This is a genomic window from Agrobacterium sp. a22-2 (assembly GCF_012276985.1).
Lineage (GTDB): Bacteria > Pseudomonadota > Alphaproteobacteria > Rhizobiales > Rhizobiaceae > Allorhizobium.
Genome location: NZ_JAAXMM010000011.1, coordinates 187,809 through 202,138, shown reverse-complemented (window position 1 = coordinate 202,138; position 14,330 = coordinate 187,809). Strand labels below are relative to the sequence as shown.

General features: G+C 63.0%; 15 protein-coding genes. 13 read left to right on the top strand and 2 right to left on the bottom strand.

Annotation, left to right across the window (positions count from 1 at the left end; all coding sequences use genetic code 11):
- The first annotated feature begins 4 nt into the window (after positions 1-4).
- The 3 genes from HFC70_RS18330 to HFC70_RS18320 all read left to right on the top strand — a co-directional run bounded on the left by HFC70_RS18330 (position 5) and on the right by HFC70_RS18320 (position 3,171).
- Positions 5-664 (top strand): TetR/AcrR family transcriptional regulator, encoded by a 660-nt coding sequence (locus tag HFC70_RS18330; protein ID WP_168474717.1) that lies wholly within the window; start codon positions 5-7, stop codon positions 662-664.
- Positions 665-874: 210 nt separating this feature from the next.
- Positions 875-2,035 carry a CaiB/BaiF CoA-transferase family protein gene (locus HFC70_RS18325; RefSeq protein ID WP_168474716.1) on the top strand — a complete coding sequence of 387 codons (1,161 nt, stop codon included), beginning with the start codon at positions 875-877 and terminating at the stop codon, positions 2,033-2,035.
- A complete protein-coding gene (locus tag HFC70_RS18320) occupies positions 2,032-3,171 on the top strand; it encodes an extracellular solute-binding protein (RefSeq protein ID WP_168474715.1) in 1,140 nt (379 codons plus the stop codon). The genes HFC70_RS18325 and HFC70_RS18320 overlap by 4 nt, the downstream gene beginning before the upstream one ends.
- A 219-nt stretch (positions 3,172-3,390) precedes the next feature.
- Here the strand turns inward: HFC70_RS18320 and HFC70_RS18315 are convergent, their stop codons facing one another.
- Both HFC70_RS18315 and HFC70_RS18310 read right to left on the bottom strand, forming a co-directional pair.
- Positions 3,391-4,230, bottom strand: coding sequence for an amidohydrolase (locus HFC70_RS18315; protein WP_168474714.1), 840 nt, complete (start codon positions 4,228-4,230; stop codon positions 3,391-3,393).
- A gap of 64 nt (positions 4,231-4,294) precedes the next feature.
- Positions 4,295-5,083, bottom strand: a complete 789-nt coding sequence (locus HFC70_RS18310) for an IclR family transcriptional regulator (RefSeq protein ID WP_168474713.1) — start codon at positions 5,081-5,083, stop codon at positions 4,295-4,297.
- Positions 5,084-5,232: 149 nt separating this feature from the next.
- On the opposite strand from HFC70_RS18310, the gene HFC70_RS18305 reads away from it, so the two are divergent.
- From HFC70_RS18305 to HFC70_RS18260, 10 genes are all read left to right on the top strand, one after another.
- Positions 5,233-6,552, top strand: a complete 1,320-nt coding sequence (locus tag HFC70_RS18305) for a sugar ABC transporter substrate-binding protein (protein WP_168474712.1) — start codon at positions 5,233-5,235, stop codon at positions 6,550-6,552.
- A gap of 241 nt (positions 6,553-6,793) precedes the next feature.
- Entirely contained in the window at positions 6,794-7,690 is an 897-nt protein-coding gene (locus HFC70_RS18300) for a carbohydrate ABC transporter permease (protein WP_168474711.1), read from the top strand.
- 2 nt (positions 7,691-7,692) lie between these two features.
- Positions 7,693-8,559, top strand: a complete 867-nt coding sequence (locus tag HFC70_RS18295) for a carbohydrate ABC transporter permease (protein ID WP_168474710.1) — start codon at positions 7,693-7,695, stop codon at positions 8,557-8,559.
- Positions 8,560-8,562: 3 nt separating this feature from the next.
- The gene (locus tag HFC70_RS18290; protein WP_168474709.1) at positions 8,563-9,660 is read left to right on the top strand and encodes an ABC transporter ATP-binding protein; all 1,098 of its coding nucleotides are present in this window, start codon (positions 8,563-8,565) and stop codon (positions 9,658-9,660) included.
- 3 nt (positions 9,661-9,663) lie between these two features.
- Entirely contained in the window at positions 9,664-10,773 is a 1,110-nt protein-coding gene (locus tag HFC70_RS18285) for a mandelate racemase/muconate lactonizing enzyme family protein (protein ID WP_168474708.1), read from the top strand.
- A gap of 11 nt (positions 10,774-10,784) precedes the next feature.
- Positions 10,785-11,114: an L-rhamnose mutarotase gene (locus HFC70_RS18280; RefSeq protein ID WP_168474707.1), complete on the top strand. Its 330-nt coding sequence runs from the start codon at positions 10,785-10,787 to the stop codon at positions 11,112-11,114.
- Between the two features lie 45 nt (positions 11,115-11,159).
- Complete coding sequence (locus tag HFC70_RS18275; protein ID WP_168474706.1) at positions 11,160-12,227, top strand: Gfo/Idh/MocA family protein; 1,068 nt, start codon at positions 11,160-11,162, stop codon at positions 12,225-12,227.
- A 12-nt stretch (positions 12,228-12,239) separates the two neighbouring features.
- The gene (locus tag HFC70_RS18270; RefSeq protein ID WP_168474705.1) at positions 12,240-12,692 is read left to right on the top strand and encodes a MaoC/PaaZ C-terminal domain-containing protein; all 453 of its coding nucleotides are present in this window, start codon (positions 12,240-12,242) and stop codon (positions 12,690-12,692) included.
- Between the two features lie 29 nt (positions 12,693-12,721).
- Positions 12,722-13,453, top strand: a complete 732-nt coding sequence (locus tag HFC70_RS18265; protein ID WP_168474704.1) for an SDR family oxidoreductase — start codon at positions 12,722-12,724, stop codon at positions 13,451-13,453.
- A 27-nt stretch (positions 13,454-13,480) separates the two neighbouring features.
- Positions 13,481-14,323: a fumarylacetoacetate hydrolase family protein gene (locus HFC70_RS18260; protein ID WP_168474703.1), complete on the top strand. Its 843-nt coding sequence runs from the start codon at positions 13,481-13,483 to the stop codon at positions 14,321-14,323.
- Positions 14,324-14,330: the final 7 nt, after the last annotated feature.

Sequence of the window (14,330 nt, the reverse complement as noted above, 5' to 3'; positions counted from 1 at the left end):
ACGGATGGAACAAAAGGACACCACAGCGACGGAAACATCGGCGGCAAGGACCGCCGGTGCCACCAGGAAGGGCGTGGAGACCCGCGCCCGCATCATCCGGGGTGCCCGCGAGGCGTTGGAAAACGACGGCATCGATGCGATGACGACCCGCAAGATCGCCGCCAGCGCCAATGTCCGGCTGGCCACCCTGCACTATTACTTCGACAGCAAGGAAACCATTCTTCTGGCCGTGCTGGAAGACATGATTGCCGATATGGCCTCCAGCTACCATCCGGCGCGGCCCTTTGCCGACGATCCGCAGCAGCGCATCGCCGCCCTGATCCGGCTGATCTGGCACTATATCGGCGAGACCCGCAACCGCCAGATCGCCCAGATCGAGCTGACGCTCTATGCCCTGCGCACCAAGGGGTCCGAATGGCTGGCCGAGCGCCAGTACTACGCCTATATCGACTTCTACAGCCGGCTGATCCTCGACGATGCCGATGTGCCGCCGACAGAGCGCGAGCGGATCGGCAAGGCCATCGCCCGCTTCATCCTGATCGGCATCGACGGCCTCATCCTGCAGAATTTTGCGCTGCATGACGAGGACCTGGCCCGCGAAAGCGTCGAGGCGCTGATCGTCGCCACCCAGGACTATCTGCGGCGCCTGACCGAAGCGGCCTGACGCTCTCCCTCATTCTATTTCCACGCCATTGCCATAATTGCGCAGGTCGCAAACGCGGCCGACGTCGACCATCTTTGCCCTTGCAATAACCACCCATATGTGAAAAATAAATTCAAATAAGAATGCCGCTCACCCTAGGGCGCGGGAGGTTGCCCGAAGGCGTGCGGCAAAGGCGCCGGTTTTCGGGTGCCCGACGGGAGGATGTTTCGCATGCAGGACGACAATGGATTGCCGCTCGAAGGCCTGACGGTGATCGACATGAGCCAGTTTCTGTCGGGGCCATATTGTTCGCTGCGGCTGCTCGATCTCGGCGCCCGGGTGATCAAGATCGAACGGCCGGATGGCGGCGACCTGTCGCGTCGGCTTTACCTGAGCGACACCGAAGTCGGTGGCGATTCCACCCTGTTCCATGCCATCAATCGCGGCAAGGAAAGCCTTGGCATCGACCTGAAGAATGCCGACGACCTCGCCTTCCTGCACCATCTGCTGACCAAGGCCGATGTGATGATCCAGAATTTCCGGCCGGGCGTGATCGAACGACTGGGCCTCGACTACGAGACAGTCAGGGCGATCAATCCCCGGCTCGTCTATGCCTCGATCAGCGGTTATGGCGAGGAAGGCCCCTGGGTCATGCGGCCGGGCCAGGACCTGCTGGCGCAGGCGCGCTCCGGCATGATGTGGCTGAACGGCGACGAGAGCCAGGGCCCGGTACCCTTCGGCCTGGCGATCGCCGACATGCTGGCCGGCTCCAATGCCTGCCAGGGCATTCTCGCCTGCCTGGTCCGGCGCGGCATCACCGGTCGCGGCGCCCATATCCAGACCAGCCTTCTCGAAAGCCTGGTCGACTTCCAGTTCGAAGTGCTGACCACCTATCTGAACGACGGCCGCCGCCGGCCGAAACGCTCGGATTTCCGCAGCGCCCATGCCTATCTCTCGGCGCCCTATGGCGTCTATCCGGCCAGCGACGGCTATCTGGCCATTGCCATGACGCCGATCGGCCGGCTGCAGGACCTGCTCGACATCGAGCAGCTTTCGCCGTTCCGCGACGACGCCAAGGCCTGGTTTACCGAGCGCGACGTCATCAAGAAGATCATCGCCGAGCGGATCGCCACCAAACCAGTCCAGCATTGGCTGGACATTCTGGAGCCCGCCGACATCTGGTGTTCCAAGGTGCTGGACTGGCAGGAACTGCTGGACAGCGACGGATTCGGCATTCTCGACATGCTGCAGACGGTCACCCGTCAGGACAATGTCTCGGTCGGCACCACCCGCTGCCCGGTTCGCGTCAACGGCAAGCGTCCCAAGGGCGGCCGCGCCGCACCGCTGGTTGGCGAGCATACGGCACAGATCCGGGCGGAGTTCGCCCGATGAGCACGCCTCGCTTGAAAGGCATGACCTGGAGCCATCCGCGCGGCTATGATCCGATGGTCGCCTGTTCCGCCGAATGGCTGCAGAAAACCGGCGTGACGATCGATTGGGACAAGCGCTCGCTACAGGATTTCGAGAGTTTCCCGGTCGAGGAACTGGCCCGGCACTATGACCTTATCGTCATCGATCACCCGCATGTCGGCCAGATCACCGCCGAAAATTGCCTGGCTCCGCTGGATGTGGCCGGCCGCGAGGCCGAGTTCGAGGCCCTGGCTAAGGGCAGCGTCGGCGCCTCTTTTCCGAGCTACAATTGGCAGGGCCGGCAATGGGCCTTCCCGATCGATGCGGCGACGCAGGTGATGGCCTTGAGGCTCGATCTGGTCGGCAGGCCGCCGACGACATGGGCAGAGGTGATCGACCTTGCACGCCACGGCCACGTCCTGCTGCCGCTGCGCCCACCCCATTCGTTGATGAGCTTCTTCACCCTCTGCGGCAATCTCGGTCGGGCCTGCGCGGTAGAGCGAGACCGGGATTTTGCCGATGCCAAGATCGGCGCGCAGGCTCTGGACGCCATCCGCGAATTGGCCGCCCTGGTCGACCCGGCCTGCCTGACCCTCGACCCGATCGGCGTGCTCGACCGCATGAGCGACGCCGGATCCAAAGCCGCCTTGTCGCCGCTGATCTATGGCTATGTCAGCTACAGCCTCGACGGTTTCCGCGCTCGTCCGGTGCAGTTCGCCGACATGCCGACGCTTGGGGTAAGCGGCCCGATCGGCTCGGCGCTGGGTGGCACCGGCATCGCCGTCTCGGCCTTCAGCGCCAACCGGCAGGCAGCGGTCGATTTCGCCTATTGGGTGGCGAGCGGACCCGTCCAGGCCGATCTCTACTGGCGCTCCGGTGGCCAGCCGGGCCATGCCGATGGCTGGGAAAGTGCGGCCGCCAATGCCGCGACGCGCGATTTCTACACCGGCACCCGCGCCACGCTCAACGGCGCCTGGCTGCGCCCGCGGCACAACGGCTACATGCCCTTCCAGGAAGCAGCCTCGCATGTGATCAACGATGCCGTGACCGGGGAGATCACCGCGAAAGGCGCTGTCGAACGGCTGAACAGTATGTTCCGGGAGAGTTTTGGAGCGTAGCGGGCAAAACGGCCCCTCACCCTAGCCCTCTCCCCGCAAGCGGGGCGAGGGGACGTGTCCCCTGCGCACCATTTTCATTCCTGGCATCCCCACACCAATACCAATCCGACGCTCTCGTTCAAGAGGGAGCAAGACGCCGCGGCACGTCTCCTTCTCCCCGTTACAACGGGGAGAAGGTGCCGGCAGGCGGATGAGGGGCCGCCAGAGGGCCAAACTGCCCTACCCCAGCCGCCACATCGCCGCGGCATTGCCCGAGAGAACCCGCGCCTTGTCCTCCAGGCTGACGCCGGACAGCAGCGCATGTGTTGCACCGACCCAGGTCGACAGCCCGCCGCCGAGCGTGCAGACCGGCCAGTCGCTGCCCCAGATCATCCGCTCGAAACCAAAGCTCTGCGCCACATGGGCGAAATAGGGTTTGAGGTCCTCGAGCGTCCAGTTTTCGGGATCGCCATAGGCGGGGATGCCGGAGAGTTTTGCCGTGACGTTCGGCCGGCGGGCGATCTCGCTGATGCCCGCCTGCCAGATCTCGAAGGCGCCACTCCTGATATCCGGCACGCCGCAATGGTCGAGGATGAAGGATACATCCGGCGCCAGATCGGCGAGTGCTGCGGCTTGACCGACCTGGTGCGGCAGCACGCAGAGGTCGAAGGTCAGGCCTGTGCCGGCCAGCCTGGCGATATTGGCGCGAAACAGCACCGTCTCCGACAAATCATCCGGCATGACATGCAGCACACGGCGAAAGCCTTTGACGAAGGGATTGGCACGCTGGCGCTCCAGATAGGCCGGAAATTCGGAGCTTTCGGGCCGGCAGGCGGCGATGGCGCCGCGCAAAAGGCTGCCATCCGACTGCGACAGCCGCTCGACGACGCCGGTCTCGGCCTCCATCTGCTCCTCCGCCACATCGACTTCCATATGCAGCACCTCAGCGATGCCGAGGCGCCTTGCCTCGGTGGCATAGGTTTCATAGGGAAAATCGGCATCCAGCGCCGGCACGCCGGCAAGCCAGGGATAGTGCAGCACGCCGCGATAGATGAGATGCAGATGGGTGTCGATGATCATGACGGCCTCCTCCCCGAAACCGCCGGCAAGGTGCCACAGAAAAATCGATCCTTCAAATACGAATTTACGCGTCCGATTTGAAATCGGAGCCGGTCATCTCGGAGAGCTTGCGCGTCGTCTCGACCACCAGATGGATCGAGTTGGTGATGTCAGGCGCGCCGGGCGAGTTGATCAGCGTGATATAGGGCACGGTAAGCGCGGCAATCGCCTTGCCGTCTGCGCCCAGGACCGGCGCCGAGAGGTTGATCACGCCCGCCGTCTGGGCGCTCGGCATCATCTCGTAGCCGCGGGTGCGGATCTGGTCGAGCCGCGCCAGGAATTCCGACGTCACCTTGGCATGATCGCCGCTGCTGCCGAGGTTTTCGGCAATCATCATCTCGCGCTCGTCCTTGCTGTGGAAAGCCAGCAGGACATGGCCGGAACCCGTGTCGAACAGGCTGATGCGCGAGCCGACACGGATGGAAATGCCCCAGTAGCCCGGAGCTTCCTGCTGGGCGATCACGACGGGATAACCGCGGTCGAAGACCACCAACTGGTTGGCCTGGCGCGAGGCTTCGGCCAGTTCCCGCATCAACGGGATGGCGAAGGATACCAGCCGCCGCACCGGCGCATGCAGCTGCGCCAGGCCGAACAGTTTCAGCGTCAGCGTGAAGCGGTCGCCATCGATGCGCGTGACATAGCCGCGCTTCACCAGACGGTCGAGCATGCGGTAAAATTCGTTGGGGCTGCGGTCGAGACGCTTGGCGATTTCAGCTTGCGACAAGCCCCCGTCGACGGCTGCCAGCAACTCCAGGATATCAAGCCCCTTGTCCAGCGCCGGGGCGCGGTAGCGATCGGTATCGTCTTCAGTCACACGCGACATCCTCAGTGAATGACATTATTCATATACGCAGAAATAGCACTCTACAATAGTTTTTGCTTGACGCCTTTCGTTTATTTGGTTTGTATATAAATGAAGCTCTCATGGGTGAGAGTGTGGCGACAGCCATCTGGGAGGAGAAAATGTCAAAACTTTTAGCCGGCGTTGCAGCCGGAGCATTGCTCTACGCATCGGCAACCCTGGTGGCCGGCGCTGCCGATCTGCCGGGCAAGTTCGACGGCGTTTCGATCGATGCCAAACTGATTGGCGGACAGCAATACGAAGCCCTTTATGCCCGCATTGCCGAATGGGAAAAGGCAACGGGCGCCAAGGTCAACGTCATCTCGAAGAAGAACCACTTCGAGCTCGACAAGGAAATCAAGTCGGATATCGCAACAGGCAGCATCTCATGGTGCGTCGGTTCGAACCACTCGTCCTTCGCCCCGCAATATCCCGATATCTACACGGACCTTTCGACCCTGCTGCCGAAGGAAGAAATCGACGCCTTCGTGCCGGCCAATATCAAGGCTTCGACACTCCAGGACAAGCTGGTCATGCTGCCGCGCGCCCAGTTCGACGTCTCGGCGCTCTATTATCAGAAGAGCCTCTATCAGGACGAAGCCAAGAAGGCTGCCTTCAAAGAGAAGTATGGCTATGAGCTGACCCCGCCCGACACCTGGGCGCAGGTCTCCGACCAGGCCACCTTCTTCTCCAGCCCGCCGGATTTCTACGGCACGCAGTTTGCCGGCAAGGAAGAGGCCATCAACGGCCGCTTCTATGAAATGGTCGTGGCCGAGGGCGGCGAATATCTCGACGCCGACGGCAAGCCAGCCTTCAACTCGGAAGCCGGCGTGAAGGCCCTCGACTGGTTCGTCAACATGTACAAGGCCAAGGCCGTTCCGGCCGGCACGACGAACTATCTCTGGGACGATCTCGGCCAGGGCTTCGCCTCAGGCACCATCGCCCTCAATCTCGACTGGCCTGGCTGGGCAAGCTTCTTCAACGATCCGAAGTCGTCCAAGGTGGCCGGCAATGTCGGCGTCAAGGTGCAGCCGGCCGGCTCTTCCGGCAAGCGCACCGGCTGGTCCGGCCATCACGGCTTCTCGGTCACCGAGAGCTGCGCTACCAAGGAAGCCGCAGCCTCGCTCGTCTGGTTCCTGACCAACGAGGACAGCCAGAAGCTGGAAGCCAAGGCCGGCCCGCTGCCGACCCGCACCGCCGTCTGGGAATGGGATATCGCCGAAGCCGCCAACGATCCTTACAAGAAGGAAGTGTTGAGCGCTTTCCAGCAGGCTGCTGAGCATGCCTTCCCGGTTCCCCAGACGCCGTCGTGGATCGAGATTTCCAACGCGGTTTATCCGGAACTGCAGGCCGCCATCCTCGGCGACAAGACCTCGAAACAGGCCCTCGACGACGCTGCCAAGAAGGCGACCGCCATCCTCGAGGATGCCGGCGAGCTCTGACGCAAGAATACCCCTCTCCCCGCTCGCGGGGAGAAAGCCCTCTCTGGCCTGCCGGCCATCTCCCCCACAAGGGGGGAGAAGACCCGCGGAAGCCGCCCGGTTCTATTTCGCCGGGGTATGGCAGGGTTAAGCCCTCCCCCTTGTGGGGAGGGTTTGGGAGGGGCATCCCGCAACTTTATAGATGTCCTTACGCAACGACCACCGAACTGATGTGACCAAGCGCTTACAGGAGAAGCATTTCATGAAAGGCTGGAGACCCCCGGCGCCCGTTTTGCTTCTGCTGCCGGCCTTCATCGTCCTGGCAGCCGTTGTCATCCTGCCTTTGCTGCTGTCGCTCTATTCGAGCTTCACCGCATTCCGGCTGACGCAGCCGGCATCGCTGTTTACCCTCGTCGGCTTTCGCAACTATCAGCGCATCCTGACCGATATCGAGTTCTGGACCGCCTTCGGCCGCACGGTGCTGCTTTTGACCGTGGCGCTCAACCTCGAAATGCTGCTCGGCCTCGGCCTTGCCATGCTGGTCGAGAAGGCGACCGGCGGCCAGCGTTTGCTCCGGACCATTATGATGTTTCCGATGATGTTCTCGCCTATCCTGGTCGGCTTCCAGTTCAAGTTCATGTTCAACGACAACATCGGCCTGATCAACAATGCCCTGCAGTCGCTCGGGCTGACCGACCAGGCCATTCCCTGGCTGATCGACGGGCAACTGGCCTTCTACGCGATCCTGATCGCCGAGGTGTGGTCCTCCACGTCGGTGTTCGCCATCCTGATCCTTGCCGGCCTGCTGGCCATGCCGAAGGAGCCGCTGGAGGCCGCCCGCGTCGACGGCTGCACGCCCTGGCAGACCTTCCGCTATGTCACCTGGCCCTTCATCATGCCCTTTGCCTATATCGCCATGACGATCCGCTCCCTGGACGTGGCCCGCGCCTATGACATCGTCAAGATCATGACCGACGGCGGCCCCGCCAAGCGCACCGAACTGCTGTGGACGCTGGTGGCGCGCACCGCCTATTCGGACGCCCGCATGGGCTTGGCCAATGCCATGGCCTATGTGGCGATCCTGCTGTCGATCCTCTTTACCGTCTACTTCTACCGGAAGCTCGCAGCCGCGCGCACCCAAATCGCTGCGGATTGGTGATCATGAACGAGAACGCACAACATCGCCTGAAGCGCAATGCGCTGGCCGTCGCCCACGCCATCGGCCTTTTCCTCGCCATGCTGATCATCTGCATGCCGGGCATCTGGATCGTGCTGTCCTCCTTCCGCCCGACGGTCGAGATCATGGCCAAGCCGCCGGTCTGGATCCCGCAGGATCTGTCGCTCGACGCCTACACGGCGATGTTCTCCGGCATCGGCCAGGGCGGCATTCCGATCGTCAGCTATTTCCGCAATTCGCTGATCATCTCCGTCACCTCGACGGTGATCTCGATCGCCATCGGCATGGCCGGCGGTTATGCCTTTGCCCGCTACCGCTTCAAGGCAAAATCGGCGATCTTCCTCGGCCTGATGCTGACACGCACCGTGCCCGGCATCGCCCTGTCGCTGCCGTTGTTCTTCGTCTATGCGAGGCTCGGCATCATCGACACCCATTTCGGGCTGATCCTGGTCTATGTGGCGCTCAACGTGCCCTTCACCATCTGGCTGATCGACGGCTTCTTCCGCCAGGTGCCGAAGGATCTGGCGGAAGCCGCTCAGATCGACGGCTGCACCCGCTGGCAGGCCTTCTGGCAGGTGGAATTTCCGCTGGCCGGCCCCGGCATCGCGTCCGCCGGCATCTTCGCCTTCCTCACCTCCTGGAACGAGTTTGCGCTGGCCTCGCAGCTCACCCGCTCGGTCACCTCCAAGACCCTGCCGGTCGGCCTGCTCGACTATACGTCGGAATTCACCATCGACTGGCGCGGCATGTGTGCGCTGGCCGTGGTGATGATCGTTCCGGCCCTGGCGCTGACCTTCGTCGTCCAGAAGCATCTCGTATCCGGCCTCACCTCCGGCGCAGTCAAAGGATAAGTTATGGCAACCGTCTCCCTGCATAAGCTGGTCAAGCGCTACGGCGCCCTGGAAGTGGTTCACGGGATCGACCTCGACGTCGCCGACCGCGAATTCATCGCGCTTGTCGGCCCCTCCGGCTGCGGCAAGTCGACGACGCTGCGCATGATCGCCGGTCTCGAGCCGATCTCCGGCGGAGAACTTCGGATCGGCGGCCGCGTCGTCAACGACCTGCCGCCGCGCGCCCGCAACCTCGCCATGGTCTTCCAGTCCTACGCGCTCTACCCGCACATGACGGTGCGCGAGAACATGGGCTTCTCGCTGAAGATCGCCGGCATGAAGCCCGACGAGATTGCGCCGCGCGTCGACGAGGCCGCTCGCACCCTCGACCTCACCGCCCTTCTCGACCGCCGCCCGTCGCAGCTGTCCGGCGGCCAGCGCCAGCGCGTCGCCATGGGCCGGGCGATCGTGCGCGACCCGGAAGTCTTTCTGTTCGATGAACCGCTCTCCAACCTCGACGCCAAGCTGCGCACGCAGATGCGCACCGAGATCAAGAAGCTGCATGCCAAGGTGCAGTCGACGGTGATCTACGTGACCCATGACCAAGTCGAGGCGATGACGCTGGCCGATCGCATCGTCATCATGCGCGACGGCTATATCGAGCAGATCGGCACGCCGGAGGATGTCTTCCAGCGGCCCAATTCCAAATTCGTCGCCGGTTTCATCGGCTCCCCGCCGATGAACCTGCGCGACGCGGATGTCGCCGACGGCAGGCTTGTCTTCGCCAACGGCGATAGCCTGCCGCTGCCGAAGCAGTTCGAAAGCCAGGTCACCGCCGGTGCCAAGGTCACCTTCGGCCTGCGGCCCGACGATCTCTACCCGACCGGCCACGGCATCCATTCCGGTCATGAGACGGCGGTGCACAGCGCTGACCTGAAGGTGACCATCACCGAGCCGCTCGGCAACGAGACCTTGGTGTTCTCAGAATTCGGCGGATCGGAATGGGTCGGCCGCATGCTCAATCCGCGGCAGCTGAAATCGGGCCAGCCCTTGAACTTCTGCTTCGACCTGTCCCAGGCCCATCTTTTCGACCGGGACACCGGCAAATCCTTGAGGGCCTGAGCCATGGCCAGAATTGAACGCATTGAACTCTGCATGGTCGACCTTCGCCCGAAGGTCGTGCGCACCGACGCCATCCAGAGCTTTGTCAGCCAGGAGACGCCGCTGGTCACCATCACAGACAGCGACGGCGCCAAGGGCACCGGCTACAGCTATACGATCGGCACCGGTGGCTCCTCGGTCATGCGGCTGCTCGCCGATCATCTTGGCCCCCGCCTGATCGGCCGCGATGCCGACCAGATCGAGGCGATCTGGCACGAGCTGGAATTTGCCACCCACGCCACCACCATCGGCGCCATCACCGCCATCGCGCTGGCGGCCATCGACACGGCCCTCTGGGATCTGCGCGCCCGCAAGCAGACCCTGCCGCTGTGGAAACTGGCCGGCGGCGCCAAGGATCGCTGTCCGCTCTACACCACCGAAGGCGGCTGGCTGCATCTGCCCGTCGAAGCCCTGGTCGAGGATGCGGTGGAGGCCAAGGCCCAAGGGTTCCGCGGCTCCAAGGTCAAGATCGGCCGACCGCATGGTTCCGAGGATTTCGCCCGGCTTTCGGCGGTGCGCACGGCTGTTGGCGACGCTTATGAAATCATGACCGATGCCAACCAGGGTTTTGCCCTTGATGAGGCGATCCGCCGCGCCGACCGATTGCGCGAACTGGACCTTGCCTGGATCGAGGAACCTCTGGCAGCCGACGATATCGATGGCCATGTACGGCTCAACCGCTCGACATCGACCCCGATCGCAGTCGGCGAATCCCTTTATTCGATCCGCCATTTCCGCGAATATATGCAGAAAGGCGCCTGCTCGATCGTCCAGGTCGACGCCGGCCGGATCGGCGGCATCACCCCCTGGCTGAAGGTGGCGCATGCAGCGGAGGCCTTCGACATGCCGATCTGCCCGCATTTCCTGATGGAGCTGCATGTCAGCCTGACCTGCGCCGTTCAGAACGGCAAATATGTCGAATATATCCCGCAGCTCGACGACATCACCACCTCGAGGCTGCAGATCAAGGACGGTCAGGCCCTGGCGCCGATGACACCGGGTCTCGGCATCGAATGGGACTGGGAGGCGATCGCCGGCCGGCGGATCGCCGAGTTCAACCGCGAGATCCGTTGAGAGGGGCCGAGATGCAACGCAAGGGAATGGTCATCGGCCTCAATGCCGAAAAGATCGCCGAGTACAAGCGCCTGCACGCGGCCGTCTGGCCAGAGGTGCTCTCGATGATTTCGGCCTGCCATATCAAGCATTATTCGATCTTCCTGAAGGAGCCGGAAAACCTGCTGTTCTCCTTCTTCGAATATCACGGCCACGATTTCGACGCCGACATGGCGAAGATGGCCGCCGATCCGAAGACCCAGGACTGGTGGGCCGTCTGCATGCCCTGCCAGGCACCGCTTTCCACCCGCAAGGAGGGCGAATGGTGGGCGGAGATGGAGGAGGTGTTTTATCATGCGTGAGGCTGTGCTTGTTCCGACTGCAATGCCAACGAGGGAAATTCACCCATGACCTTCGACCCAGCCTCCCTCGCCCAATCCTGGCCCATGCCCTCCGTCCCGCGCCCGATCGTCACCTTCGGGGCCGGATCGATCGTCAGCGACGCGCATTTTCCCGCCTATGCCAAGGGCGGCTTCCCGATCGCCGGGCTTTTTGATCCCGATCAGGCAAAAGCCAAGGCGCTTGCCAATCAATGGGGCGTGACGGCCTATGCGTCGCTCGAGCAAGCGGCGGCCGTCGAAAATGCCATCTTCGATCTCGCCACGCCGCCGGCGGCCCATGCCAAGGTTCTCGCAGCCCTTCCCGACGGGGCCGCGGTGCTGATCCAGAAGCCGATGGGCAGCGATCTGGCGGCGGCAACCGAGATCCTGAAAATCTGCCGGGACAAGAAGCTCAAGGCCGCCGTCAATTTCCAGCTGCGCTTTGCGCCGATGATGCTGGCGCTGAAAGACGCGATCGCCAAGGGGCTGCTCGGCGAGGTCGTCGATTTCGAGGTCCATCTGGCCCTCGATACGCCCTGGCAGCTGTGGTCCTTCCTCGAAGGCCTGCCGCGCATCGAGATCGCCATGCACTCGATCCATTATATCGATGCCATCCGCCAGATCCTCGGCGACCCCACGGGCGTGCATGCCAAGTCGATCGGCCATCCGAACCACAAGATGGCCCAGACCCGCACCACCGCCATCCTCGACTATGGCGATCGCGTCCGTTGCGCTCTGTCGATCAACCACGACCACAAATTCGGCCGGCGCCACCAGGCCTGCGAATTCCGCGTGTGCGGAACGGAAGGGGCGGCTTACGTTCAACTCGGCGTCAATCTCGACTATCCGCGCGGCGAGCCGGACATTCTGGAAATCTATCCCAAGGGCGGGTCCGGGTGGATCACCGTGCCGCTGCAGGGTACCTGGTTTCCCGATGCCTTTGTCGGCCGGATGGCCAATCTGCAGCGCTATGCGAACGGCGAAGACAGCGAACTGGTTTCTTCCGTGGAAGATGCCTGGATGACCATGGCGCTGGTCGAGGCGGCCTATGCGTCCAGCGCTGCCCCTGCCACGCCGCTTGGCATACGACCTTAAGGACCGATCGCCATGGAACAGCTCAAATATTTCGAGGACTATGTGCTCGGCGAACAGCGCCAGACGACCGGCCGCACGATTACCGAGACGGACTTCATCGTGCATGCCGGCCATACCGGTGATTTCTTTCCGCATCACATGGATGCCGAATTCGCCAAGACGACGCCGTTTGGCCAGCGCATCGCCCATGGCACCATGGTGTTCTCGATCGGCATCGGCCTGACGGCCAGCGTCATCAACCCGGCTGCGTTTTCCTATGGCTATGACCGGCTGCGCTTCATTCGTCCTGTTTTCATCGGCGATACGATCCATACGCGCGTCACCATCCATTCCCGCGAGGATGACCCGAAACGGGCCGGCGTCGGGCGTGTCGTGGAGCGCACGGAGGTAATAAATCAGAGGGGTGAGGTTGTGCTTGCCGCCGATCACATTCACATTGTCGAGCGCAGACCTCAGGTGGTCTGACAACATGACAAAATGAAAAGGGAGTTCATATGGCCTCACTTCAACACAAGCGCGTGCTGGTCACAGCCGCCGGACAGGGCATAGGCAGGGCCAGTGCGCTCGCCTTCGCCCGCGCCGGCGCCGTGGTCTGCGCGACCGATATCAACGAGACGGCACTCGCCACCCTCGCCGGCGAGGCAGGCATTGTAACGCGCAAGCTCGACGTCCTCAACAACGAGGCCGTTCAAACCGTCGTGGCGGAGTTCGGCCCGGTCGACGTGCTGTTCAATTGCGCTGGGTTCGTGCATGGCGGCTCGGTTCTCGACATGGCCGACAGCGATCTCGATTTCGCCTTCGATCTCAACGTCCGTGCCATGATCCGCACCATCCGCGCCGTTCTGCCGGGAATGCTTGCCAAGGGCGAAGGCTCCATCGTCAACATGGCGTCGGTCGCCTCCAGCGTGAAGGGCGTGCCGAACCGCTGCGCCTATACGGTGACCAAGGCGGCCGTCGTCGGCCTGACCAAGTCGGTCGCCGCCGATTATGTCGCACAGGGCATTCGCTGCAATTGCATTTGCCCCGGCACCGTCGAAAGCCCGTCGCTGCAGGACCGCATGAAGGCCCAGGGCAATTACGACGACGCCCGCGCCGCCTTCATCGCCCGCCAGCCCATGGGCCGTCTCGGCACACCGGAAGAAATCGCCGATCTTGCCGTCTATCTGGCCGGCGCCACCTACACATCGGGCCAAGCCTATGCCATCGACGGCGGCTGGACCATCTGAGCGAAATTTACCAAAGGAACTAAGACCATGAAACTGATGCGCGTTGGCCCCGTGGGCCAGGAAAAGCCGGCCCTTCTCGATGCTAGCGGCAAGATCCGCGATCTCTCCGCCCATGTCGCCGATATCGGTGGTGCTGCCATCTCGCCCGAAAGCCTGAAGACGCTGGCCGCCATCGATCCGAGCACCCTGCCGGAACTGGCCGCAGACCGGATCGGCGCCTGCGTCGCGGGCACCGGCAAGTTCATCTGCATCGGCCTGAACTTCTCCGACCACGCCGCCGAAACGGGTGCTACGGTTCCGCCGGAACCGGTGATCTTCATGAAGGCGACCTCGGCCATTGTCGGCCCCAATGACGACGTTCTCATCCCGCGCGGCTCGGAAAAGACCGACTGGGAAGTCGAACTCGGCGTCGTCATCGGCAAGACGGCGAAATATGTCTCGGAAGCCGACGCGCTGGATTACGTCGCCGGCTATTGCGTCAGCCATGACGTCTCCGAGCGCGCCTTCCAGACCGAGCGCGCCGGCCAGTGGACCAAGGGCAAGTCCTGCGACACCTTCGGCCCGATCGGCCCCTGGCTCGTCACAAAGGACGAGATCGCCGATCCGCAGAACCTCGGCATGTGGCTGAAGGTCAACGGCGAAACCATGCAGAACGGCTCGTCCAGGACCATGGTCTACGGCGTCGCCCATGTCGTTTCCTATCTCAGCCAGTTCATGTCGCTGCATCCGGGCGACGTCATCTCCACCGGCACACCTCCGGGCGTCGGCATGGGCATGAAGCCGCAACGCTTCCTGAAAGCCGGCGACGTGGTGGAACTGGGCATCGAAGGCCTCGGCACCCAGAAGCAGACCTTCCGCGCCGACGCCTGACACGACA